Source organism: Mesorhizobium sp. M0983 (assembly GCF_040318975.1).
In the GTDB taxonomy this organism is placed as follows: Bacteria; Pseudomonadota; Alphaproteobacteria; order Rhizobiales; family Rhizobiaceae; genus Mesorhizobium.
Genome location: NZ_JAMYNH010000002.1, coordinates 256015 through 279516, shown reverse-complemented (window position 1 = coordinate 279516; position 23502 = coordinate 256015). Strand labels below are relative to the sequence as shown.

The following is a 23502-nucleotide window of genomic DNA, read 5'->3' as shown; positions in this document are numbered from 1 at the left end:
AAATCACAGACTTAGGCTGACAAGCGGAACAACAGTGACTATTTCGTGACCATGACAGAAGCCGCCGAGCATCGTGAAGAGAGCCTGACGGCCGCGACCGAGGCGCGTGGGCTAGAGGCGCTGGTCTCGCGCGCGACGCGCGCCGGCAAGGGGCCGGCGCCGGTGGAACGCTGGAATCCGGCATTTTGCGGCGATCTCGACATGGAGATCAAGCAGGACGGCACCTGGTTCTATCTGGGAACGCCGATCGGCCGGATGCCGCTGGTGCAGCTTTTCTCCTCGGTGCTGCGCAAGGACGACGACGGCAAGACCTATCTGGTGACGCCGGTGGAAAAGGTCGGCATCCGCGTCGCCGACGCGCCCTTCATCGCCGTCGAGATGGATGTGTCGGGCGCCGGCGACGGGCAAATCATCACCTTTCGTACCAATGTCGGCGATGTGGTCGAGGCTGGGGCGGAGCATCCGCTGCGATTCGTCGACGAGGACGAGACAGGTGGCCTGAAGCCCTATGTGCTGGTGCGCGGGCGGCTGGAAGCGCTGGTGGCGCGGCCAGTGATGTACGAGCTGGTCGAGCACGGCGAAGAGATCGACATCGGCGGCAAGACGATGTTTGCCGTCCGTTCCAAAGGCGAGGTCTATCCGATCATGCCGGCTGAGAAACTGAAACGGCTGAGCGCATGATGGACCGCCTATGATGGATCAGGTGACGCCGGTGCCATTTTCCGCCGCCGAGTTTCGCCAGCGCGTCGTGGCGCAGCCGCAGGCGCATGCCGGTGACGATTTTGGCGACCACCGCTTCAATCCGGGTCATCCCAGGCTGAAACTGGCCAAGGCGCTGCGCGATGCCGCCGTGCTGATCCCGGTGGTCGACCATGGCCACGAGGCCACGGTCCTTTTGACCCGGCGGGCGGAAAAGCTGCGCAACCATTCGGGGCAGGTGGCTTTCCCCGGCGGAACCATCGATCCAACCGATGTGAGCCCGGAAGCGGCGGCATTGCGCGAGACGTTCGAGGAGATCGGTCTCGATGGGGATCATATCGAGATCCTCGGCCGCATGCCGGACTACGTCTCCGGCAGCGGCTATCGCATCGCCCCGGTGCTCGGGATTGTGCGGCCCGGTTTCAGCCTGACGCTGAATTCCGACGAAGTCGATGCCGTCTTCGAGGTGCCGCTGGGCTTTCTGATGGACCCCGCCAACCACACCAGGGACAGCCGCATGTGGAACGACCTCGAATGGTTCTTTTACGAGATGCCCTATGGCGGCCAGCGCATCTGGGGCGTTACTGCGGGCATCATCCGAACGCTTTATGAAAGGCTCTATTCGTGAGCGATCCGGTGTCGATCGCGGGCAAGGCCGGCTGGCTCGACGAAAGCCACTTGCAGCGCCTCCTCGCCGCGCTGACCGACGGTGGCGAGGAGGCGCGTGTCGCCGGCGGTGCCGTGCGCAATGCGCTTATCGGACAGCCGGTTGCCGACATCGACATCGCCACCACCACAGTGCCCGAGGAAACCATCCGGCGCGCCGAGGCGGCAGGCTTCAAGACGGTGCCGACCGGCATCGAGCATGGCACCGTCACCGCGGTCGCCCACGGCAAGGCTTATGAAATCACCACGCTTCGTGCCGATATCGAAACCGACGGCCGCCGCGCCAAAGTGTCGTTCGGCCGCGACTGGAAAGCCGACGCGGAGCGGCGCGATTTCACCATCAATGCACTCTACGCCGAAGCTGACGGAACTGTCGTCGATCTGGTCGGCGGTATCGCCGATATCGAAGCGCGGCGGCTGCGCTTCATCGGCGATCCGGAAGCGCGCATCCGCGAGGATTATCTGCGCATCCTGCGTTTCTTCCGCTTTTTCGCCTGGTATGGGGACGGCAGGCCGGATGCCGAAGGGTTGAAGGCTTGCGCCCGGCTGAAGCAGGGGCTCGACCAGCTCTCGGTCGAGCGCGTCTGGTGGGAGTTGAAGAAATTGCTGTCAGCGCCAGATCCGTCGCGGGCGCTGCTGTGGATGCGCCAGGCCGGCGTTCTGACCGGCGTTTTGCCGGAAAGCGAGAAATGGGGCATTGATGCCATCCACGGGCTGACCAAGACCGAGAAGGATCTGGCCTGGGCGCCGGACCCGCTGCTCAGGCTGGAAGCCATCGTGCCGCCGGATGCCGCGCGCATGAAAACGCTTGCCGAGAGATTGAGGCTTTCCGTGAGCGAGGCAAGCCGCCTGCGGTACTGGGCGATGACCGCTGCCATCGATCCGAAAACAACCGAAGGAGAGTTGGCGAAAAAGCTCTATTCTGGCGACCGCCAAGGCTTTGTCGATCGGTTGCGGCTGTCGCTCGCTTCCGCTCGAGCCCGCGCGGTCGAAGACAATGACGCACTGCTCGAAGCCGGCGGCTTCTCGCGCCTGCTTGCCTTCGCCGCAAAATGGCAAAGCCCTGTTTTTCCGATCAAGGGCGCCGATCTGACGACACTTGGCGCCTCACCGGGGCCGAAGCTTGGTGCAACGTTGAAGAATCTTGAAAAGGAATGGGTCGAGTCCGGTTTTGCGCTTGATCGCGGCGCGCTGCTCAAGCGCGCCGCAGAGGCACTCCAATCCTAACCATCACGCTGCGTCGCGGACCTTTTCGATGCGCGAGCGGATCGCCTCGATCATCGTCTCGCGGATCACCGTCTCGCCATGCGTCTCGCGCAGATGCTCGACGGCACGACGCATGACCTCTGCCTCCTCCTCGGCGCGTGTGTGCCACTCGCAGCCGGGTACGAGCGACCCGCAATGGAATTCCTTCATCGGCTTCTCCTCATTTCCTCCTTGGAGCGCCGCGCAGCGCACTGACGCGGAAGCTCCAGACCTTTGATCTCGCGCATGATCTCGAAACCGGGTTCCGGCATTCGGGTTATACGCTGGCCAGCTAAGCATAACACGATCGAACGGTTTTGGTTGCCTTAGAGCGCCGCGCGTCCAAGCCGACAAGCGGCGTTCTAGTGTACGGGTTTGCGAAAAGGCGGAGCATCGCTGCTCCGCCCTCTACGCTACCTCCGAGGCAAGACGTTGTCTTGCTCCAGCGGGCAGGCCATCACTTCACGATCTTGACTGCCTCGGCAATTTTGTCCTTGCCGCTCATATCCCACGTGACGCGGACCTTTTCGCCGACCTTCAGGCCAGGATCCTTGAAGGTCTGGGGCAACGTAAAGGTGGCTCCGTTATCCAGAACTAGGCTCATCGCCGTTCCATCAAAGCTTTTGATCGTGCCGGTGGTGTGCTTGACCGCGGCGAATGCGGCGGTACCAGAGGCGAGAACGGCAGCAGCGGCTGCGGTCATAATAAGCTTGCGCATGGCATGCTCTCCTGGAAAATGCGGGCACCTGCTTGGGAGAGGTACCCCACTTAATCATGGGCCGTCCGGTCACGTCGGGTCGCAGCTCTCGGGGGGTAAGAACCGCCGGCGTTTCCCGGCCCGACGCGACAAATAGCCCAATATTTTCAATAGTATATTAGACGAAAAAGATATTTTCTGGCGCGCCTTGCGCCACATTCGCCGTCAAATTCTCGGGATTTGGACCCGATTGCGGCTCACGTCGCGCTCACCGAGATTTTACGGCCATTTCACCTCTGGCGGCAGGCTGGACAGGATCGAGGCGACATTGCCGCCGGTCTTCAGCCCGAAGATGGTGCCGCGATCGTGAAGCAAGTTGAATTCGACATAGCGGCCGCGGCGGATGAGCTGCTCGTCACGGTCGCCATCGGTCCAGTTGTCGTTGAAGTTGGCGCGCACCAGATGCCCGTAGACGACGAGAAAGGATCGCCCGACATCCTGGACGAAGTTGAAATCGGCGTCCCAGCCGCCTTTGTCCTCGCCCGAATGCAGCCAGTCGAAGAAGATACCGCCGGTGCCGCGTGGCTCGTCGCGGTGCGGCAGGTAAAAGTACTCGTCGCACCAGGCCTTGAATTTCGCGTAGTCGGCGATCGCCGCGTTCTTCTCGCAGGCAAATTGCATCGCCCTGTGGAAGGCGATCGTGTCGGGGTCGTCCTGGCTGCGGCGGCGGTCGAGCACCGGTGTCAGGTCGGCGCCGCCGCCGAACCACTGGCGCGAGGTGACGACCATGCGCGTGTTCATATGCACGGCCGGCACGTTGGGGTTCCACGGATGGGCGATCAGCGAAATGCCGCTCGCCCAGAAGGACGGGTCCTCTTCGGCGCCCGGCATCTGCTTCCTGAATTCGGGCGAGAACTCGCCATGGACGGTCGAGGTGTGGACGCCGACCTTCTCGAAGACGCGGCCGTGCATCATCGACATGATGCCGCCGCCGCCCTTGCCGGCATCGCGTTGCCACGGCGTCTTTTCGAAGCGACCGGGCGACCAGCTGGCCTGCGGCCCCTGCAGGTCCTGCTCGATCTGCTCGAAGCTGGCGCAGATGCGCTCGCGCAACGTCTCGAACCACAGCCGTGCCTTCGTCTTCTTCTGTTCGATGTCGGCTGGCAGCCCCGCCGGTATCTCGGGTCGTTGCAAATCCTGTCTCCGGTTGCGGGGCGTACCCCGACAAATGACTCGTCTTTTCCGGCCGCGATCCCTAATCTCTTAGGTGCAAGGGTCAAGTGTGAATGGAGGTCTTTCGTGCGCACCCCGGCAAGACCGCCGCTGGATGGCCTGAAGAAGAGGCTCGACCGTTCACGCGCCGAGAACGCGCGCATGCCGCGCGACGGATTTCTGCGCGAGACCTTCGTGCTGCCGCGCTCCGACGCTCGTCTCAAGGCGAAGGAATGGTTCGAGCGCTTTCCCAAGCAGGCCTATTGGACCGAGATCGAGAGCTGGTTTGAGCGGCCGGGCGACGTCATCGAATTCACCATCAGGCGGCTGCCGGGGGCGGATTAACGCTCGATCAACAGCCGTCTCGCTCCCGGCCCCCGGGTGCTCAGCCGGTCGCCCTTGTTCCGCAGCGGGCATTTGTCAATCGACATGCAGCCGCAGCCGATGCAGTCGGTCAGCCCGTCGCGCAGCTTCTTGAGCTGGGCAATCTTCTGGTCGAGCTCGTCGCGCCAGGCCGTCGACAGCAGATTCCAGTCCTCGCGCGTCGGCGTTCGGCCTTCAGGCAGTGATCGAAGTGCTGTGCCGATCTCGGCCAACGAAATGCCGACCTCCTGCGCCACCTTTATGATCGCCACACGCCTCAGCACGTCGCGGCCGTAGCGCCGCTGATTACCGGCGGTACGGTGGCTGCGGATCAGCCCGCGCGCTTCGTAGAAATGCAGCGCCGACACCGCGACGCCGCTGCGCATCGCCACCTGGCCGACTGTCAATTCCGTTGCCGCAGCCATCTCCGATTTTCCGCTTGACCTCAAGTTAAGTTGAGCTTGTAACGAAGAAATTCTGGATAGGCAAACCGCAGGAGAAGGCGATGTGCGCCTGGGTTAGAATGACAAGAGAGGGCGCAGTCGTCGACCAGAAAGCGGCCGTACTCGCCGCGCGCGCTGACGGTCTGCAAATCCTATCCAAGCTGCCGCATCGCCTCGCCAGCCACCATGGCGACGGAAAGCGCGACGTTGATGCTGCGCGCGGTGCCCTGCATCGGGATGGTCAGTCGCGCATCCGCCGCCTCGTGGACATGATCCGGAACGCCTGCGGATTCGCGGCCGAACAGAAGAACGTCGGCGCCGGTGAAGACGAAATCCGTATAGGCGCTCGCGGCTTTGGTCGACAGCAGCACCAGCCGCCGCGCTTCGCCTTTACGCCAGTCCTCGAAGGCGTGCCAGTCGACATGCCGGGTCAGCGCCGCCATTTCGAGATAGTCCATGCCGGCCCGTTTCAGCGCCCGGTCGGAGAGCGGGAAGCCGGTCGGTTCGATGATGTCGACCCCAAGGCCGAGGCAAGCGGCGAAGCGCAGGATAGTCCCGGTATTGCCGGCGATATCCGGCTGGTAGAGCGCAATGCGGAGACGGTCGTTCATTTCCGCGTCTTTCTAATAAGTGGCAGATCAGCCACAGAGCTCTCGCGGTTTTGGAAATTCCTGGACTGGCGGGTGGTCATTTTCTGCGAAGTCGGTTATACGGCCAGCATTGTCAACCCGAACCGATGAAGGGGTAATTCATGATGGCCATGCACATCCACCACCCCTCTCGTGGGCTTACCAGCCCGACGGCGGTTTCGGTACGACGATTCTCCTGAACTTCTAGACTTCAATCGCACCGATTCCCGCCGAAACCTTTTTCGGCCTTCGAAGGAATCCGGCGATGTTTTTTAAGCTGTCGAAGGGGCTGAACGCCCCACCTGAACGTGCTTCGACCGATATCACCCTTGCCGCGCGGCGCGTGCCCACGGTCCGGGTTGGTTCACCCTTCTATCTGCATCTTCAACTGGAGGACGGACCGATGTTCGATCCCTGTAGAATACCCGGCTCAAGAAGCCTGCACGAGCGCAAAACCGCGACTTGGGCGCTTTTAATCGGCGAGACCTACTCGTCGGCGGTTCACGCCGAGACCCGCCAGCGTCCGCATCGCGGCATGCTGCCGGACGTCGATTTCTCGCATGCCGTTCCGGACTATAGCCGGCCGTCGCTGGTGCGCCGGATCATCAGGCTCATCCGGCCTGGTGCAAAAACCGGCGCGAAAATCCGGATCGTCAAAACGTCGTCAGCATCGTCAAACGAAACTGTCGGCGAAAGGCCCGCGACAACCTATATAGCGCGAAGCAGGACCGGCGAGGCGGACGATTCCGTATCGCCGGTCCTTGACGCCATGCGGTCTGGGCACGTCGTCCGTTCCCGTGCCGCGTGAGCGGAAACAATATTGTGAGCATCACTATGTTTAGCTGGTTTGAAAAAAGGCTCGATCCGTTTCCGGCTGCGGAACCGGTCGAGCCGCCGAGGACGCTGATCGCCTTCTGCGTGCATTATACGCGCGGCGCGTGGCCCTACATCGCTCTCGATGCGGTGCTGGTGACGGCCATCGCGCTGGCTGAGGTGTGGATGTTCGGCTTCATGGGCCGGATCGTCGACTGGCTGTCGGCGCAGAATCGCGAGACGTTCCTGCAGACCGAAGGCTTGAAGCTGGCCGGCATGGCCTTCATCGTGGTTTTCGCGCTGCCGGCGACGGTCTGGTTCCATTCGCTCCTCAACCAGCAGACGCTGATGGGCAACTATCCGATGCGTATCCGCTGGCAGGTGCATCGCTATCTGCTCAAGCAGTCGATGAGCTTCTATCAGGACGAGTTCGCCGGACGCATCGCGACCAAGCTGATGCAGACTGCGCTCGCGGTGCGCGAATGCGTCATCAAGCTCATCGACGTGCTCAATTATATCGTCGTCTATTTTCTCGGCATGCTGTTCATCGTCGGCTCGGCAGACTGGCGGCTGGCGGCGCCGCTTGCCGTCTGGCTTGCCGGCTATGTCCTGCTCTTGCGCTATTTTATCCCGCGGCTGGGCAAGGTCGGTGAGGAGCAGGCCAATGCGCGCTCGACCATGACCGGCCGTGTCGTCGACAGCTACTCCAACATCCAGACGGTCAAGCTGTTCTCGCATGCGCGGCGCGAAGCGTCCTTCGCCCGGGAAGGCATGGCCGGCTTTCTCGATACCGTCTATCGGTCGATGCGGCTGGTGACGCAGCTCTACGGCCTGCTCTACATCCTGAATTCGCTGCTGTTGTTTTCGGTCACGGCGATCTCGCTGTGGCTGTGGCTCGGCCAGGCCGTGACGATCGGCGCCGTCGCCCTAGTCATCGGCCTCGTGCTTCGGCTGTGGGGCATGTCGCAATGGATCATGTGGGAGATGTCCACGCTGTTCGAGAATATCGGCACGGTGCAAGACGGCATCAGCTCGATCTCGCTGCCCCGCCTCGTCGAAGACAGGCCTGGGGCCAAGGATATTGCCGTGACCAAGGGCGAGATCCGTTTTGAGGACATCCGCTTCCACTACGGCAAGCAGAAGGGCGTGATCGAAAGCCTGTCGCTGACGGTGAAGCCGGGCGAGAAGGTCGGCATCGTCGGCCGTTCGGGTGCCGGCAAGTCGACGCTGGTCAATCTTCTGTTGCGCTTCTACGACCTTGAAAGCGGCAAGATCCTGATCGACGGCCAGGACATCGCGGCGGTGACGCAGGACTCGCTGCGCGCCCAGATCGGCATGGTCACGCAGGACACCTCGCTGCTGCATCGTTCGGTGCGCGAGAACATCCTCTATGGCCGGCCGGACGCCAGTGACGAGATGCTGGTCGAGGCGGCACGCCGCGCCGAAGCGCTTGATTTCATATCAGGGCTTTCGGACGCCGGTGGCCGCAAGAATTTCGACGCGCATGTCGGCGATCGCGGCGTCAAATTGTCCGGCGGCCAGCGGCAACGCATTGCCATTGCCCGCGTTATGCTGAAGGACGCGCCGATCCTCATTCTCGACGAGGCGACGTCCGCGCTCGATTCCGAGGCCGAGGCGGCCATCCAGGAGAACCTCTACAAACTGATGCAAGGCAAGACCGTCATCGCCATCGCGCACCGGCTGTCGACGATCGCCGCCATGGACCGGCTCGTCGTCATGGACAAGGGCCGCGTCATCGAAGAAGGTTCGCATGAGGAACTCGTTGCCAGCGGCGGGCTCTACGCCCAGCTCTGGCAGCGCCAGTCGGGCGGCTTCCTGCTCGACGACGGCCCCTCTGCCAACGATGCAGCCGCCAACGATGCACTCGCCAAGGGTGAAGCCGCCGAATGATGACTGCCATCTACCGCTGGTTCGAGAACTGGGTCTATCCGTTCCGGGAGCCCGCGGACCTTCGGCCACCTGCCGGCGTCAGGGGTTTCCTCTGGCACTATGTCGGGCAGGCGAAGATCGCTTTCTTCGCCATGCTGGTGATCGGCGGCATCGCGCCGTTGGTCGAGGCCGGACTGTTCTACTTCGTCGGGCGGCTGGTCGACATCCTCGACCAGCTTCCTGGCGAACGTAGCTGGCATGCCTTGTGGACTGCCGCCGGCCCCGAACTTGTCTTCATGATCGCCGTGGTGCTGGTCATCCGCACCATCGTCGTCGGCCTGTCGGCGCTGGTCGACGAGCAGACGATCACGCCGGGTTTCTATAATCTGGTGCGCTGGCAGGCGCATCGCCATGTGTCGCGCCAGTCCTACGCCTTCTTCCAGAACGATTTTGCCGGACGTATCGCGACCAAGGTCTGGCAGGCGGGGCAGGCGACCGGCGATCTGATGGAAAGCTTCATCGAGGTCGTCTGGTTCATGGTCGTCTATACGGTGACGACGCTGGCGCTGGTCGCCGGGCTCGATCTCAGGCTGGCGGTGCTGGTGGTGATCTGGATCTCAGCCTTCGGCCTGCTGGCCAGACGCTATTTGCCGGCGATCCGCAAGCATGCCGAGGCCACCGCCGAAGCCGGCTCGATGATCACCGGCCGCATCGTCGATTCCTATTCGAACGTGCAGACGCTGAAGCTGTTCTCGGCCGATGGCGACGACCGCTATATCAGGAACGGCTTCGACATCTATCTCGACGCGCTGCGCCCGTTCACCCGCCGGCTGACCGGCGTGCGCATGGCGCTGACCATGCTGTCGGGGATCATGATCACGGCGATCGCCTGCTTTGCCGTCTATCTCTGGGTCGAAGGCTCGATCACCGTCGGCGCCGTCGCCTTCACGCTGTCCTTGGTGCTGCGGCTGAACATGCTGCTCGGCCGGCTGATGATGCAGCTCAACAGTATTTTGCGGAACCTCGGCGTGCTGGAAAACTCGAAGGCGCTGATCTCGAAGCCGCTCGGCCTGACCGATGCGCCCGACGCGAAAGAGCTTCTCGTTGGCGGTGGGCGCATCGACGTCAGAAACGTCGAGTTCCATTACGGCAAGGGGTCCGGCGTGCTCAACGGCATCGACCTCGTGGTGCGGCCGGGTGAAAAGGTCGGACTGGTCGGGCCGTCCGGCGCAGGCAAGACGACGCTGGTCAACCTGATCCTGCGCCTCTACGACCTCGAGAGCGGCAAGATCACCATTGACGGGCAGGACGTCTCCAGGGTCACGCAGAATTCGCTGCGCGCTAATATCGGCGTCGTCAGCCAGGATACGGCACTTTTCCACCGTTCCTTGCGCGACAACATCAAGCTCGGCATGTCGGAAGCAACCGACGCCGAGGTGATCGCGGCAGCGGAGAAGGCCGAGGCGCAGGAGTTCATCCTCGGCCTGCGCGACAGTCGCGATCGTACTGGCTATGAAGCCTTTGTCGGCGAGCGCGGCGTCAAGCTCTCGGGCGGCCAGCGCCAGCGCGTGGCGATCGCCCGCGTCTTCCTCAAGGACGCACCGATCCTGGTGCTCGATGAGGCGACCTCGGCGCTCGATTCCGACATCGAGGCGGCAATCCAGGAGAATCTGGCAAGGCTGATGGAAGGCAAGACAGTCATCGCCATCGCGCACCGGCTGTCGACCATCGCGGCACTCGACCGGCTGGTGGTGCTCGACGAGGGCCGCATCGTCGAACAAGGCACGCATGACGAACTGGTTGCGCTCGACGGGCTCTATGCACGGCTGTGGAAACGGCAGTCCGGCGGCTTCCTGTTCAACGAAGAGAGCGCGTTGGCCGAGACCCGGCCGGCGGAGTAGTTTTCCATAGACCGGAGTGAAATCATGGCGGTGAGATTGCCATCGAATTTTGGACGGTCCGGCGCGCAGGAGAGCGCGTTGGATCTGCTTGGCCATGAAATCCTCGGCGAAAAGGCGGCAGCGCTCGGCCGCGCCGGCCGGCGCGTCGAGAAAACACTGACGAGGCTGCGCGAGAATGGCGACAGCGACGATCGACCCCGGCTGCTCAAGGACGCAGCCGACGCGGTGCACGGCTATTTCATCCAGCGCGAACTCTGCGGCCTGCGCAAGCACGACGCGGTGATCCGGGAATACAATATTCCCAAGGCCGTGCTGGCCAGGCTCGGCGCCAGCGTATGATCCAAACCGGAATCGGTTTGGGAGGCGTTATTCCAGCCACTCGGTGATGAAGCTGCCGTTCTCGTGTATGTCGGTGGTTTCCAGCGGGCCTGGCCCGAGATTGGTGAATTTGTGCGGCGTGTCCGGCGGTACGATCAGGATCTGGCCGGCCGTGGCCTCGATCTGCCGGTCGCCGACGGTGACCAGGCCGGTCCCGGTCCGGATGATAAAAATCTCGCAATAGGGATGGCTGTGCAGCCTGGGGCCGCCGCCGATCTCAGGCAGGTAGTTGAAGATCAGGCAGCTGTTGGAGCCGTAGGCGCCGCATTGCAACTCGTCCTGCCAGTGGTCGGGCGCCTCGGCCCATTTGTCGCGGTCTATAACATGCGCCATAGGGCGAGGATAAACCGCGCCAGCGCCCGCTGTCGAGGCGAACGCAGTCGTTTGGTTTTCCTGCGATTTTCCAATCATTCCATCGGGCAAATTACGTCCCCGCGACAATCTGCCCTTGTGCCTTCACCCGTCTGGACAAAAACAGGCTTCACGCATAAACCCAAGTCCCAAATGCCGGAGGAATTCGCTAGCCTGTTCGCCATGCGCTGTCGGGCCGGCGCGATTGAGCGGGAACAAGGCTCGGCCGCCGGCATGGAAGAGGCGAAAGGATCAGGCACCCGTGAGCGCAACCGACACCCAGGATCCCAACCGTCGTGATTTTCTCTACGTCGCCACCGGCATGGCCGCGGTGGTCGGCGCGGGCGCCGTCGCTTGGCCGTTCATCGATCAGATGCGTCCGGATGCCTCGACGCTGGCCCTTGCCTCGGTTGAGGTCGACGTCTCTTCGCTGACGCCAGGAATGTCGCTCGTTGTGAAGTGGCGGGGCAAGCCGGTGGTCGTGCGCAACCGCACTGAGCAAGAGATGAAGGACGGCGAGGCGGTCAATCTCGCCGAGCTCAAGGATCCAATTGCCCGCAATGCCAATTTGCCGGCCGACGCGCCGGCGACCGACGCCAACCGCACCACGCCGGGCAAGGAAGCGTGGATGGTGATGGTCCAGGTCTGCACCCATCTCGGCTGCATCCCGCTCGGCCAGGAAGGCGATTTCGGCGGCTGGTTCTGCCCGTGCCACGGTTCCGTATACGACACCGCCGGCCGCATCCGGAAGGGGCCGGCACCCGAGAACATGGCGGTACCGGTGTTCCAGTTTATTTCCGACACCAAGATCCGTATCGGCTGAGGCAAGGGATATTTCGATGAGCGAGGGACACTCGACCTATACGCCCAAGACCGGCATCGGACGCTGGTTCGATTCGCGCATGCCCCTGCCGCGGCTGGTCTATGACAGCTTCATCGCCTATCCGGTGCCGCGCAATTTGAATTATGCCTGGACCTTCGGCGGCATCCTCGCGCTCATGCTGGCGGCGCAGATCCTGACGGGTATCGTGCTGGCCATGCACTACGCGGCCGACAGCACTCTCGCCTTCGATTCGGTCGAGAAGATCATGCGCGACGTGAATTCGGGCTGGCTGCTGCGCTACCTGCATTCGAACGGCGCGTCGTTCTTCTTCGTCGCCGTCTACATCCATATCTTCCGTGGCCTCTACTACGGCTCCTACAAGGCGCCGCGCGAGCTGCTGTGGATCCTCGGCTGCATCATCTACCTGCTGATGATGGCGACCGGGTTCATGGGCTATGTGCTGCCTTGGGGCCAGATGAGCTTCTGGGGCGCCACCGTCATCACCGGCTTCTTCACCGCCATACCGCTGGTTGGCGACTGGATCCAGCAGCTTCTCCTCGGCGGCTTCGCGGTCGACAATCCGACGTTGAACCGCTTCTTTGCGCTGCATTACCTGCTGCCGTTCATGATCGCCGGCGTCGTCGTGCTGCACATCTGGGCGCTTCACGTCGTCGGCCAGAACAATCCGACCGGCATCGAGGTCAAATCGAAGACCGACACGCTCGCCTTCACGCCTTACGCGACCATCAAGGACGGGTTCGGCATGATCGTGTTCCTGTTCGTCTTCGCCTATTTCGTGTTCTACCTGCCGAACTATCTCGGCCATCCGGACAATTACACCGTGGCCAACCCGCTGAAGACGCCGGCCCACATCGTGCCGGAATGGTACTTCCTGCCGTTCTACGCGATCCTGCGCGCCATCACCTTCAATATCGGGCCCATCAACTCCAAACTCGGCGGCGTGCTCTGCATGTTCGGCGCGATTGTAATGCTGTTCCTGGTGCCGTGGCTCGACACCTCGAAGGTGCGCTCGGCTGTCTACCGGCCCTGGTACAAGCTGTTCTTCTGGCTGTTCATGGCCGACGCCATCCTGCTCGGCTGGCTGGGCTCGCAGCCGGCCGAGGGCAGCTATGTGTTCATGGCGCAGATGGCGACGCTGTTCTACTTCGCCTTCTTCCTGGTAGCGCTGCCGGTGCTTGGGCTGATCGAGACGCCGCGGCGGCTGCCGAATTCGATCACCGAGGCGGTGCTCGAGAAGAACAAGGGTGGCGGTGGACATCCTGCCGGCGCCACGGCCGCGCCGGAAACCAAAGGCTGAGCATGATCCCGAAAAGTGGAAACCGGTTTTCGGACAAGATCATGCTCGGGACGATGACCGCGCGTCAGAGAATCTCAAGGGGATATGGCATGAAGAAGATTCTCGCCTCGTTGGCGCTGCTTGGCCTTGTGGCCGCGGGCATTGGGGCCACAGGCACTGGAGCGAGCGCCCAGGAAGAGGCGCACAATGAGGCGGCGCCGACGCATTTCCCGATTGACGAACCGAAGGAAATGGACTGGAGCTTCGCCGGGCCATTCGGCACCTACGACAAGGCCCAGCTGCAGCGCGGGCTCAAGGTCTACAAGGAAGTCTGCTCGGCCTGCCATTCGATGAATTTGGTGGCGTTCCGTACGCTGGAAGGCCTTGGCTATTCGGATGCGCAGATCAAGACGCTGGCGGCCGAATATACGATCCATGACGGCCCGAACGATGCCGGCGACATGTTCGATCGTCCCGGCAAGCCGTCCGACCATTTTCCGCCGCCGTTCCCCAACGAGGAAGCGGCGGCGGCGGCCAATGGCGGTGCAGCACCGCCCGACATGTCGCTGCTGGCCAAGGCGCGCGGCGTCGAGCGCGGCTTCCCGCGCTTCGTGTTCGACATCTTTACGCAATATGCCCAGGGCGGCCCCGACTACATCCACTCGCTGCTGACCGGCTACGACCAACAGCCGCCGGCGGGCATGGTCATACCAGAAGGCACGCACTACAATCCGTACTTCCTGTCCGGCGTGTCGCTGAAGATGCCGAAGCCGCTCTCCGACGGCCAGGTTACCTATGATGACGGGGCGCCGCAGACGGTCGACCAGTATTCTCGCGACGTGTCGGCCTTCCTGATGTGGGCGGCAGAACCGCACCTCGAGGACCGCAAGAAGACCGGCTTTCGCGTACTGGTCTTCCTGCTGCTGTTCGGCGCACTGGTCTACCTGACCAAGCGCAAGGTGTGGGCCGGCGTGGCGCACTGAGCCCTGCGATATAAGAGAATGCGAGGGCGTCGAAAGGCGCCCTTTTCATTGCAGGCATGTCGATTCATCGCAGCCGGCGCTGAACAAGGCCCTTTGCCGGACAATTTTCCGTCAGGCGTCACATGGCGGTAGCCGGACTTGGCTGCACCGGGTTACGATTGGCCAATTCCTTTCACGTCTTTAGCCGAATCTGAATGGCCCGGAGAGCCGCTTGATGAAGTCCTCGCTCGAAGAGACGCTGCTTGCCGCGATCCGCACCATTCCGGATTATCCCAAGCCGGGCATCCTGTTTCGCGACATCACCACGCTGCTCGGCAATGCGCGGGCCTTCCGCCGCGCGATCGACGAACTGGTGCATCCCTATGCCGGCCTAAAGATCGACAAGATCGCCGGCATCGAGGCGCGCGGCTTCATCCTCGGCGGCGCCATCGCCCACCAGCTCTCAGCCGGCTTCGTGCCGATCCGCAAGAAGGGCAAGTTGCCTTACGAGACGGTGCGCGTCGCCTACAGCCTGGAATACGGGCTGGACGAGATGGAGATGCACAAGGACGGTGTTTCTCCGGGCGAGAAGGTAATCCTCGTCGACGATTTGATCGCCACCGGCGGCACGGCGGAGGCGGCCGTCAAGCTATTGCGGCAGATCGGCGCCGACATTCTCGCCGCCTGCTTCGTCATCGACCTGCCGGACCTTGGCGGCCGCGAGAGGTTAGAGGGGCTCGGCGTGCCGGTGAGGACGCTGATCGGGTTTGAGGGGCATTGAGCGTTTCTTCCTTCTCCCCCGTGGCAGAAGGGAAGAATTCCGCTCACCCCACCTTCACCAGCACGGCACTTTCGAATTCGATCACCTTGTCGCCCGTCGAATCGAAGGCCTCTGAGCGGAGCGTCAGCAGCCGCCAGCCCGGTCGCGAGGCAATGGGGCGGTGGGCCAGCGCCGTGCGGGTGAAAGTCACGGTTTCCCCGGCATAGACAGGTTTGGGCCATTTGAGGTTCTTGAAGCCGGGCGAGGGGCCGAATTCCGGCACCGGCCCGGGGCCGGGCCAGCGGGCGACCTCTGCCTCTATGCCAGCCTGGAGGTTCAATTTCATCCAGGTGGCGGCGGTGTGCCAGCCCGAGGCGCAGAGCCCGCCGAATATGCTGTTCCTCGCCGCCTCTTCATCGATGTGGAAAACTTGCGGATCGTATTTGCGGGCGAACGCCTTGATCGCCTCCGGTTCGAATCGATGCGAACCGAGCGTGACGGTGATACCGATGCAGAAGAATTCGTCGAGGCTCACGCACTGCCCTCGCGGGTGAGGAACATGACGGCGTTTTCGAGCTCGAAAACACCTTCGCCGCGCTGGTTGAATAACTCGCTGCGCATGGTCACCAGGCCAAGCCGGGGCTTCGATCTAGACAGGCGCTTGGCAAGGACGGTGGTGCTGCCGCTCAACAGGTCGCCGGCCAGGACCGGCCGTTTCCATTTGACCTGGTCGACGCCTGGCGCGCCCTGGGAGGTCGAGTCGAGCAGGAAGGCATCGCACAGCATGCGCATGAACATGGCGCAGGTGTGCCAACCCGAAGCCGCCAGCCCGCCGAGGATGCTGGCCTTACCCGCAGCCTCGTCGAGATGCATCGCCTGGGCATCGAACTCGCCGGCGAATTCTATGATTTCGGCGGCGCTTACCAGCTTGGTGCCGAGGTCGAGCGAAGCGCCCTCGACAAAATCCTCATAAGCCCAGGTCTTTGCGGTCATGGTCTGGAAATCCTGTTCAGGATTGTACGATCGCTGCGGGTCGGGGTCCCGGATGCAGGCAGCGCGGCATTTGGTCAAGCAATTTCTAGTGCGCCAGCCTGCGGCGCCCAAGCCGCAGCGGAGGTATTGATGACCCTACAGCCAGCCGCGGCGGCGGAAATACCAGAAGGGCAGGATTGCCGAAAGCACCATCATGCCGATGGCGAAGGGATAACCAAAGTGCCATTTGAGCTCGGGGATGATGTCGAAATTCATGCCGTAGATTGAAGCGACAAGCGTCGGCGGCAGGAAGATGACAGCGGCGACGGAGAAGATCTTGATGATGGCGTTCTGCTCGATCGAGATCATGCCGAGCGTCGCGTCGAGCAGGAAGCTGATCTTCTGCGACAGGAACGTGGCGTGGTCGGCGAGCGACAGCACATCGCGCGACAAGGTCTTGATGCGGGCGCGGGTATCCTTGCTCATCCTGGTCTGCGTGGAGGCATGGGCGAGGAAGCCGGCAAGGCGCTGCAGCGAGATCAGGCTGTCGCGGACCGAGGAGGCGAGATCCTCCTTGCGGCCAATGCCTTTCAACAGCTCCTGGAAGTCGCGGTTGCGCTTGGAAACCTTGGTCGAGCGTGCCTCGAAGATGTCGCGCGAGATCGCCTCGACGTCGCGGCCGGCGCGCTCCAGAATGTCGGCGAGGCGGTCGACGATCGCCTCCAGTAGTCCGATCAGGATGGTGTCGCCGCTGGTGCAACCGGTCGCCACCTTCTCGGCGCGCTGCGGAAAGGTCTTAAACGCCTTCGGTTCGTGGTACCGCACGGTGATCAGCCTGCTGCCGGCGAGCACGAAGGTAACCGGCGACATCAACGGATCGTCCACCTCGGTCTGCGCAGGCAGAATGGCGGTCATGAAGTAGGCGCCGTCCTCGACGTAGAGACGGCTCGAGATCTCGATCTCTTCCATCTCTTCGCGGGTCGGAACGGCGATGCCGAGCCAGGTCTCAATTGTCGTCTCTTCTTCCTTTGTCGGGTTGAAGAGGTCGACCCAGACCACAGTGTCGCTGTTCTGCAGGAGATCGTCGACCAGGCGCAGGCGATCATTGTCGACGACGAAGGCCTTGATCATCGCCGGGTCTCCCTTGCTGTTGCCAAAGAGCGTTCGTTGGAGGGGCGCGTCAGTCAGATCGCACGGACACGGGCAGGTGAGGCGCGAGGCCGGTGCAAAGGCCCCTTAGACCCCGCACGACGGCCCGTCAAGCAGCGCAAGAGGCACCGCGACCCCTGCTTTGAAGTTTGGCATCGAGCGGCGGCAATGGTGGCCGCTGGGCTCCCTCGCCTGGTTAGGTGTTGAACTTGAACAGCATGATGTCGCCGTCCTGGACGACATACTCCTTGCCTTCGTCGCGCGCCTTGCCGGCCTCCTTAGCCGCCACTTCGCCGCCCAGCCTGACGAAGTCGTCATAGGCGATGGTCTGGGCGCGGATGAAGCCGCGCTCGAAATCGGTGTGGATAACGCCTGCCGCCTGCGGCGCCCTGGCGCCCTTGTTCACGGTCCAGGCGCGTGTCTCCTTCGGCCCGACGGTAAAGTAGGTGATGAGCTGCAGCAGCTCGTAGCCGGCGCGGATGACCTTGTTCAAGCCGGGTTCGTCCAGGCCGAGCGTTGCCAGGAATTCCATTTCCTCTTCGTCCGAGAGCTGGGCGACCTCGGCCTCGATCGCCGCCGAAATCACAACGGTGCGGGCACCTTGCGCGGCCGCCATCTGCTCGACCGCCCTGGTATGGGCGTTGCCGATGGCGGCATCGGCTTCGGCGACGTTGCACACGTAAAGCACCGGGTGCGACGTCAAAAGGTTCAGTCCCTGCAGGATGCGCAGATCCTCAGCCGAGATGCCGTTGAGCAGGATGCGGGCGGGCTTGCCGGCCTGCAGTAGTTCAAGCGCCGCTTCCATCATGGGAAGTACGGTCGCTGCCTCCTTGTCCTTGCCGGCGGCACGCTTGCGGATCTGCACGATGCGGCGCTCGAGGCTGTCGAGGTCGGCAAGCATCAATTCGGTTTCGACGGTCTCGGCATCGGCGACAGGATCGATGCGGCCCTCGACATGGGTGATGTCGTCATCCTCGAAACAGCGCAGCACATGGACGATGGCGTCGACCTCGCGGATGTTGGCGAGGAACTGGTTGCCCAGCCCTTCACCCTTCGAGGCGCCGCGCACCAGGCCGGCAATGTCGACGAACGAGATGCGCGTCGGGATGATCTCCTTCGACTTGCCGATCGCGGCGATCTTCTGCAGGCGCGGGTCGGGCACCGCCACCTCGCCGGTGTTCGGCTCGATGGTGCAGAACGGATAATTGGCGGCCTGTGCCGCCGCCGTCCTGGTCAACGCATTGAAGAGCGTCGACTTGCCGACATTGGGCAAGCCAACGATGCCGCATTTGAAACCCATTTTTGTCTGGTCCTATCGGGAAATCGAAATTTGATCAGGGCTATGGGCGAAAGCGCCGACGATCGTCAAGGCGCAATTCAATTCAGACGCTGCGCGATGTCATCGGTGCCTATCGCCAACGCGTGAACGCCGGACCTGCTCAGTATTTGCAGAAGATGCCAGAACGCGTCGACATCCGCGGTTCCGAAATCGATCGTCAGTTGCCCCTCGAGCAATTGCGCACTGTGAATGATGCTTCCTACGGTCTCCGATGTTTCACGCTCGCCATCGATATCGAGCCAGCCGCGAAACCATTCGTCGAAGAGATCGCCGTCAAGCTCATTTACGGGGAATTTGAAATGAACCTCGTCCCACTTGAACGGTGAGATGAGGACATCCATTCCACCGATCCCGGCGTGAATATCCGGAGAGAATTTCACATAGGTATCGCTATTGATGAACTGCGGATTTGGCTGTCCGTCATTGCCGACGAAATCAACCGCGATGAGATTTCGATAGAAGGAATCGACGTTCGAAAACTTGACCTCGGTCGCATGCGATCCTTGGCCGTTGCGAGCAAGTTCGCCGGCAGCGGCGACGAAATAATCAACATACTTCTGCCTTACGCGGCGAACCAATTGCTGGACGTCATCCATATTCATGGCTCAGTCCTTGCCGCCAAAAAGCTTCTTCAGCATCGCCGCCATCGGGCCGGTTTCGGGCAGCTTGGCCGCTGGCTGCTGCGGCCGCGCCTGGCGGACATGGCTTTGCACCTTTGGCGCCTTGGGTGGCGGGCGGTCGTCGTCGCCCGTCGGCGTGAGCTTCTCGCGCAGCGCCAGCGTCACGCGATTCATGAACGAATTGTCGTCGCCCTTGGCAAGCAATCCGGCACCATCGGCGATTGCGTCGAGCAGCACGTCCAGCCATTCGCGGTCGCCCTTGGCGAAATCGCCGAGCACATGGCCGTGCACCATTTCCTTGACGCCGGGGTGGCCGACGCCGATGCGCACACGGCGAAAATCCTTGCCGACGTGCTGGTCGAGCGAGCGGATACCGTTGTGGCCGCCGGAACCGCCACCGACCTTGACCCGAACCTTGCCGGCGGCAAGGTCGATCTCGTCATAAAAGACAGTCAGCGCCGAAGGGCCGAGCTTATAGAAGCGCAAGGCTTCGCCGACCGATTGGCCGGACAGGTTCATGAAGGTCTGCGGCTTGATCAGGATCACCTTGTCGCCGGCAAGCGTGCCTTCGGCGATCAGCCCCTGGAATTTCTTCGACCAGGGCGAAAAGGAATGGCGGCGGGCGATCGCGTCCGCCGCCATGAAGCCGACATTGTGCCGGTTGTTGGCGTATTTCGCGCCCGGATTGCCGAGGCCTGCAAAGACAAGCATCGTCGCCTCCGGGCGGGAAGGGGTTACTTCTCTTCGGCGGCAGGAGCCGCTTCGGGCGCAGCCGCTTCAGTCGTCTCTTCTACGGCCTCCGGCTTCATCGCCGAGGAGCCGGCAATGGTCGCGATAGTGAAGTCACGGTCGGAGATCACCGGCTTGACGCCGGCCGGCAAGGTGACGGCCGAAATGTGGATCGAATCGCCAATATCGGTGCCGGTGAGATCGATGGTGATGAAATCCGGGATCGCATTGGCCGGGCAGTGGAATTCGACCTCGTGGCGCACGATGTTGAGCACGCCGCCGCGCTTGATGCCGGGCGACTTGTCTTCATTGATGAAGTGCACGGGCACGTCGACATTGACTTCGGTGTCCTTGCCGATGCGCAGGAAATCGACATGGACCGGGAAATCCTTGACCGGGTCGAGCTGGAAGTCCTTGGGCAGAACCTGGATCTTGTTGCCGTCGACATCGATCGTGGCGACCGTGGTCAGAAACCCGCCGCCATGGATCTTGTAGTAGATGTCCTTATAGGTCAGCGCAATCGCCAGGGGAGGCTGCTTGTCGCCGTAAATCACTGCAGGCACTTTACCGTTGCGGCGAACTGCACGGGCGGACCCCTTACCGACCTGTTCGCGCGCTTCGGCCTTGAGCTCGTAAGTATCGTGGCTCATGGCATTTCCTTTCGCGTTGTTCTGGAGCGTTCGCGGCCGGCAACGTGCCGGGCCGTAAACGTCGAAAGCCGCCAGGCCTGGATGTCCGAAAGCCGGCAGCCGCATGAGCGGACCTTTGTTCGGGATCATGCGGGAAGGCGGCCTTCCGCCGCGTTGCCTCCAAGGGTGTCTACGCGGGTGGCGGCTCTATAGCGGAAGGCGGCGCGAGGTGCAAGCGGGGCGGAAGGTGCCCAGGGACGGACCGTGTCCCATCAATGTCAGGCCGGAAACAGCAGTGCCGAAAGCAATGCTGCAATGTACAGTCCGACGCCAAAGGACAGATGGGTCATAAGGCTGCGCAGGCGCGCAGTGCGCGGATTGGGAACTTTCGAAGCCGCGATGCCGATCCCAAAAGCCGGTTGCATCACGAAGAACGGGGCGACGATGGTGCAGACGCCGACCAACAGGGCCGGAAGCACTGTCGGGTGCCGTGCCCAGTCGAGGCTCCACACTCCAATCAGCGCCGCGGCAAATACGATGCCGGTCGCGTAATGTGCGCTCCATCCAATGGCGGTTTCGCCGCGAACGCGAGCAGCTTGCGCGATATTCGCGTGCGCGAAACGGCCACGCGGAAAGTGTCCGATCCAGCGGCCGACCCAGGCGTAATCAAGCGATGGAATCGCGAGCATTCGCTTCAGAAACCATCCCCAAAGGTCCATCAGGGCTGTCGCGCCGATACCAATGACGGCCGCACGGACAACGAACTCCAACATTTTTGCTCTCCTGTTTCACCCGTCAGACATTAACCAATTAGAATCAATCATTCAACATATTGATTGATTGATTGATTAATGCTAGCCAAGTCATATGAAAAGCACGGACGTTCACCACCCGATCTTCGACGAAGTAGCGGATCTCGCCCGCACCTTGGGGCATGCCCACCGGCTGGTTCTGCTGCGTCACATTGCCGATGGCGAACTGGCCGTCGAGCAGCTGACGCAGCTTTCGGGGATCGCATTGGCGAATACGTCGCAGCATCTTCAACATCTCAAGCGAGCGGGCCTGGTGCAGACCCGGCGAGACGGAAAACGCGTTCTGTACCGGCTTGCAGATGGCCCAATCGAAAACGTGTTCGCGGCGCTGCGAAGCCTTGCAAACCATAGACGCGAGCAGATCCGTGAGTTTATCAACGACAGCATTAGCCAGCCGGACAGGCTGGAAAACATCTCGCGCGAGGAACTCGTGCGCCGCATGCGAAACGACGAAGTCGTGCTGCTCGATGTCAGGCCGCAGAACGAATTCGCGACGGGGCATTTGCCGGGTGCGATCAACATTCCCGCTGATGAGCTGGAGCAGCGGCTTGCGGAGCTTCCACGAGAGAAGGTCGTTGTCGCCTATTGTCGTGGGGTCCAGTGCGTTCTGTCGGCCGACGCTTTGGCAATCCTGAGGGCACGAGGCTGGGCCTCGCGCCGGTTCGAAGGCGGCTTGCCCGAGTGGGCAGCTGCAGGCCTGGGTGTAGAGGGAACGAACTACGAAAGCGGCTGACGGCCGCCAAATCGGCGTCGCCGGGCCTGGCCCAAATAACCGCAGGCGGCTGGACGGGCGCGTCGGAAGAGGGGATTCGCTTAGAAACCGAACCCGGGCTTCACCCGACCGTGGTCACCTTCCTCGCTTCCTTCATGTTAGGCAGAAAAACCGTCAGCAGCCCGAGTAGCGGCAAATACGAGCAGACCTGGAAGACGAAATCGATGCCTTTCATGTCGGCGACGACGCCAAGCACGGCGGCCGCGATGCCGCCCATGCCGAAGGCGAAGCCGAAAAAGATGCCGGCGATCATGCCGACCCGGCCGGGCACGAGTTCCTGCGCGAAGACGACGATGTTCGAGAAGGCCGAGGACAGGATCAGGCCAATCAGCACGGTGAGAACCATCGTCCACTCGAAATTGGCATAGGGCAGGGCCAGGGTGAAGGGCAGCACGCCGACGATCGAGAACCAGATCATCGCCTTCTGCCCGTAGCGGTCGCCGAACGGGCCGCCGAGCAGGATGCCCAGGGCCGAGGCGCCGAGGAACAGGAACAGCATGACTTGCGACATCTGGACTGAAACGCCGAATTTATGGATGGAATAGAAGGTATAATAGCTGGCAAGGCTGGAAATATAGGCGTTCTTGGTCAGTACCAGCAGCGTCAGCACCAGCAGCGCTCCCATCACCTTGCGGCGCGGGAAGGGCGAGACGAAGCCTGCCGCCTTGCGGGTGCTCTGCGCGGCACGCAGGCGGCTGTACCAGCCGCCGACCTGCCACAGCACGATGATGCCGATCAGCGAGCCGCCGGCGAACCAGGCGATGCTGGTCTGGCCGAAGGGCACGACGATGAAGGCTGCCAGCAGCGGCCCCATGGCCTGGCCGAAATTGCCGCCGACCTGGAACAGCGACTGTGCCAGGCCGAACCTGCCACCAGAGGCGAAGCGCGCGATGCGCGAGGATTCCGGGTGGAAGATCGCCGAGCCAATGCCAATCAGCGAGGCGCCGATGAGGAGCAGCGAGTAATGTCCAGCATAGGCCAGCACGACCAGGCCGATCAACGAAGAGGCCATGCCGTAGGGCAGCGAATACGGCATCGGCCGCTTGTCGGTAATCATGCCGATCACCGGCTGCAGCAAGGATGCCGTCACCTGGAAGGTGAAAGTCAAAAGGCCGATCTGCCAGAAATCGAGACCGTAATTGTCCTTCAGCAGCGGATAGATCGCCGACAGCAGCGACTGCATGATGTCGTTGATGCAATGGCAGAAGCTCACCGCCAGGATGACGGTGAAGGCCGTCGCCTGAGCTGAAATGTGGCTGGCCGCTGCCGGCTTGGCGTCGGCGGTTGCTGTGGTATCGGTCAAGGCAGGCTCCGTGGTCTTTTTGGCGGGCGCTCCCGCAGGCGGTCTTAT

General features: G+C 62.3%; 28 protein-coding genes. 13 read left to right on the top strand and 15 right to left on the bottom strand.

The features are described from left to right. Positions 1-51 precede the first annotated feature (51 nt). Genes NKH71_RS04995 through NKH71_RS04985 form a run of 3 tightly spaced genes read left to right on the top strand, consistent with a single transcriptional unit; the run spans position 52 to position 2592 of the window. Positions 52-681 (top strand): DUF1285 domain-containing protein, encoded by a 630-nt coding sequence (locus tag NKH71_RS04995; protein ID WP_023719218.1) that lies wholly within the window; start codon positions 52-54, stop codon positions 679-681. 13 nt (positions 682-694) lie between these two features. After that, positions 695-1327, top strand: a complete 633-nt coding sequence (locus NKH71_RS04990; protein ID WP_023719217.1) for a CoA pyrophosphatase — start codon at positions 695-697, stop codon at positions 1325-1327. Further along, positions 1324-2592: a CCA tRNA nucleotidyltransferase gene (locus tag NKH71_RS04985; protein ID WP_352482077.1), complete on the top strand. Its 1269-nt coding sequence runs from the start codon at positions 1324-1326 to the stop codon at positions 2590-2592. Before NKH71_RS04990 ends, NKH71_RS04985 begins: the two co-directional genes overlap by 4 nt. Positions 2593-2595: 3 nt before the next feature. Here NKH71_RS04985 and NKH71_RS04980 read toward each other — a convergent pair whose 3' ends face one another. The 3 genes from NKH71_RS04980 to hemF all read right to left on the bottom strand — a co-directional run bounded on the left by NKH71_RS04980 (position 2596) and on the right by hemF (position 4501). Continuing rightward, entirely contained in the window at positions 2596-2781 is a 186-nt protein-coding gene (locus NKH71_RS04980; protein ID WP_023679490.1) for a DUF1059 domain-containing protein, read from the bottom strand. A 286-nt stretch (positions 2782-3067) separates the two neighbouring features. Further along, positions 3068-3328 (bottom strand): DUF1344 domain-containing protein, encoded by a 261-nt coding sequence (locus NKH71_RS04975; protein WP_023679489.1) that lies wholly within the window; start codon positions 3326-3328, stop codon positions 3068-3070. 258 nt (positions 3329-3586) lie between these two features. Beyond that, a complete protein-coding gene (hemF, locus tag NKH71_RS04970) occupies positions 3587-4501 on the bottom strand; it encodes an oxygen-dependent coproporphyrinogen oxidase (RefSeq protein WP_352787757.1) in 915 nt (304 codons plus the stop codon). A gap of 105 nt (positions 4502-4606) precedes the next feature. On the opposite strand from hemF, the gene NKH71_RS04965 reads away from it, so the two are divergent. Further along, positions 4607-4864: a hypothetical protein gene (locus NKH71_RS04965; protein WP_352787754.1), complete on the top strand. Its 258-nt coding sequence runs from the start codon at positions 4607-4609 to the stop codon at positions 4862-4864. Here NKH71_RS04965 and soxR read toward each other — a convergent pair. Both soxR and NKH71_RS04955 read right to left on the bottom strand, forming a co-directional pair. Then, on the bottom strand, positions 4861-5307 hold the full coding sequence (gene soxR, locus NKH71_RS04960) for a redox-sensitive transcriptional activator SoxR (protein ID WP_023719213.1): 447 nt from the start codon (positions 5305-5307) through the stop codon (positions 4861-4863). The two genes, NKH71_RS04965 and soxR, sit on opposite strands and share 4 nt — an antisense overlap. A 170-nt stretch (positions 5308-5477) precedes the next feature. Then, positions 5478-5936, bottom strand: coding sequence for a tRNA (cytidine(34)-2'-O)-methyltransferase (locus NKH71_RS04955; RefSeq protein ID WP_023719212.1), 459 nt, complete (start codon positions 5934-5936; stop codon positions 5478-5480). Between the two features lie 283 nt (positions 5937-6219). On the opposite strand from NKH71_RS04955, the gene NKH71_RS04950 reads away from it, so the two are divergent. The 4 genes from NKH71_RS04950 to NKH71_RS04935 are packed head-to-tail and all read left to right on the top strand — an operon-like array spanning position 6220 to position 10897. Further along, complete coding sequence (locus NKH71_RS04950; protein ID WP_352482080.1) at positions 6220-6762, top strand: hypothetical protein; 543 nt, start codon at positions 6220-6222, stop codon at positions 6760-6762. A 26-nt stretch (positions 6763-6788) separates the two neighbouring features. Continuing rightward, positions 6789-8678: an ABC transporter ATP-binding protein gene (locus NKH71_RS04945; RefSeq protein ID WP_352482081.1), complete on the top strand. Its 1890-nt coding sequence runs from the start codon at positions 6789-6791 to the stop codon at positions 8676-8678. Beyond that, on the top strand, positions 8675-10558 hold the full coding sequence (locus tag NKH71_RS04940; RefSeq protein ID WP_352546823.1) for an ABC transporter ATP-binding protein: 1884 nt from the start codon (positions 8675-8677) through the stop codon (positions 10556-10558). Before NKH71_RS04945 ends, NKH71_RS04940 begins: the two co-directional genes overlap by 4 nt. A gap of 24 nt (positions 10559-10582) precedes the next feature. Beyond that, positions 10583-10897: a DUF6665 family protein gene (locus tag NKH71_RS04935; RefSeq protein ID WP_352846587.1), complete on the top strand. Its 315-nt coding sequence runs from the start codon at positions 10583-10585 to the stop codon at positions 10895-10897. A 27-nt stretch (positions 10898-10924) separates the two neighbouring features. On the opposite strand, the gene NKH71_RS04930 is transcribed toward NKH71_RS04935, so the two are convergent. Further along, complete coding sequence (locus tag NKH71_RS04930) at positions 10925-11269, bottom strand: cupin domain-containing protein (protein WP_352787749.1); 345 nt, start codon at positions 11267-11269, stop codon at positions 10925-10927. Positions 11270-11549: 280 nt separating this feature from the next. Between NKH71_RS04930 and petA the strand changes: the two genes are divergently transcribed. The 4 genes from petA (at position 11550) to NKH71_RS04910 (ending at position 15150) form a co-directional block, all read left to right on the top strand. Further along, positions 11550-12110, top strand: a complete 561-nt coding sequence (gene petA / locus NKH71_RS04925; RefSeq protein ID WP_023719206.1) for a ubiquinol-cytochrome c reductase iron-sulfur subunit — start codon at positions 11550-11552, stop codon at positions 12108-12110. Between the two features lie 16 nt (positions 12111-12126). Next, the gene (locus NKH71_RS04920; protein WP_352516104.1) at positions 12127-13428 is read left to right on the top strand and encodes a cytochrome b; all 1302 of its coding nucleotides are present in this window, start codon (positions 12127-12129) and stop codon (positions 13426-13428) included. A gap of 89 nt (positions 13429-13517) precedes the next feature. Continuing rightward, positions 13518-14390: a cytochrome c1 gene (locus NKH71_RS04915; RefSeq protein WP_023719204.1), complete on the top strand. Its 873-nt coding sequence runs from the start codon at positions 13518-13520 to the stop codon at positions 14388-14390. Positions 14391-14604: 214 nt separating this feature from the next. Next, positions 14605-15150: an adenine phosphoribosyltransferase gene (locus NKH71_RS04910; protein WP_023719203.1), complete on the top strand. Its 546-nt coding sequence runs from the start codon at positions 14605-14607 to the stop codon at positions 15148-15150. 43 nt (positions 15151-15193) lie between these two features. Here the strand turns inward: NKH71_RS04910 and NKH71_RS04905 are convergent, their stop codons facing one another. The 8 genes from NKH71_RS04905 to NKH71_RS04870 all read right to left on the bottom strand — a co-directional run bounded on the left by NKH71_RS04905 (position 15194) and on the right by NKH71_RS04870 (position 21340). Beyond that, a complete protein-coding gene (locus tag NKH71_RS04905; protein ID WP_023719202.1) occupies positions 15194-15664 on the bottom strand; it encodes a MaoC family dehydratase in 471 nt (156 codons plus the stop codon). Next, positions 15661-16122, bottom strand: a complete 462-nt coding sequence (locus NKH71_RS04900; protein ID WP_023719201.1) for a MaoC family dehydratase — start codon at positions 16120-16122, stop codon at positions 15661-15663. Before NKH71_RS04900 ends, NKH71_RS04905 begins: the two co-directional genes overlap by 4 nt. A gap of 135 nt (positions 16123-16257) precedes the next feature. Further along, a complete protein-coding gene (corA, locus tag NKH71_RS04895; RefSeq protein WP_023719200.1) occupies positions 16258-17232 on the bottom strand; it encodes a magnesium/cobalt transporter CorA in 975 nt (324 codons plus the stop codon). A gap of 214 nt (positions 17233-17446) precedes the next feature. Then, complete coding sequence (gene ychF / locus NKH71_RS04890; RefSeq protein ID WP_023719199.1) at positions 17447-18550, bottom strand: redox-regulated ATPase YchF; 1104 nt, start codon at positions 18548-18550, stop codon at positions 17447-17449. Between the two features lie 77 nt (positions 18551-18627). Next, a complete protein-coding gene (locus tag NKH71_RS04885) occupies positions 18628-19191 on the bottom strand; it encodes a hypothetical protein (RefSeq protein ID WP_352894586.1) in 564 nt (187 codons plus the stop codon). Between the two features lie 3 nt (positions 19192-19194). Further along, positions 19195-19920, bottom strand: a complete 726-nt coding sequence (pth, locus tag NKH71_RS04880) for an aminoacyl-tRNA hydrolase (protein ID WP_352496088.1) — start codon at positions 19918-19920, stop codon at positions 19195-19197. A gap of 23 nt (positions 19921-19943) precedes the next feature. After that, on the bottom strand, positions 19944-20588 hold the full coding sequence (locus NKH71_RS04875) for a 50S ribosomal protein L25/general stress protein Ctc (protein WP_023719196.1): 645 nt from the start codon (positions 20586-20588) through the stop codon (positions 19944-19946). A 257-nt stretch (positions 20589-20845) separates the two neighbouring features. After that, on the bottom strand, positions 20846-21340 hold the full coding sequence (locus NKH71_RS04870) for a DUF2938 domain-containing protein (RefSeq protein ID WP_352787747.1): 495 nt from the start codon (positions 21338-21340) through the stop codon (positions 20846-20848). A gap of 94 nt (positions 21341-21434) precedes the next feature. Between NKH71_RS04870 and NKH71_RS04865 the strand changes: the two genes are divergently transcribed. Continuing rightward, positions 21435-22112 (top strand): ArsR/SmtB family transcription factor, encoded by a 678-nt coding sequence (locus tag NKH71_RS04865; RefSeq protein WP_352787744.1) that lies wholly within the window; start codon positions 21435-21437, stop codon positions 22110-22112. 100 nt (positions 22113-22212) lie between these two features. Here NKH71_RS04865 and NKH71_RS04860 read toward each other — a convergent pair whose 3' ends face one another. Next, positions 22213-23454: an MFS transporter gene (locus NKH71_RS04860; RefSeq protein WP_352482090.1), complete on the bottom strand. Its 1242-nt coding sequence runs from the start codon at positions 23452-23454 to the stop codon at positions 22213-22215. Between the last annotated feature and the right edge of the window lie 48 nt (positions 23455-23502).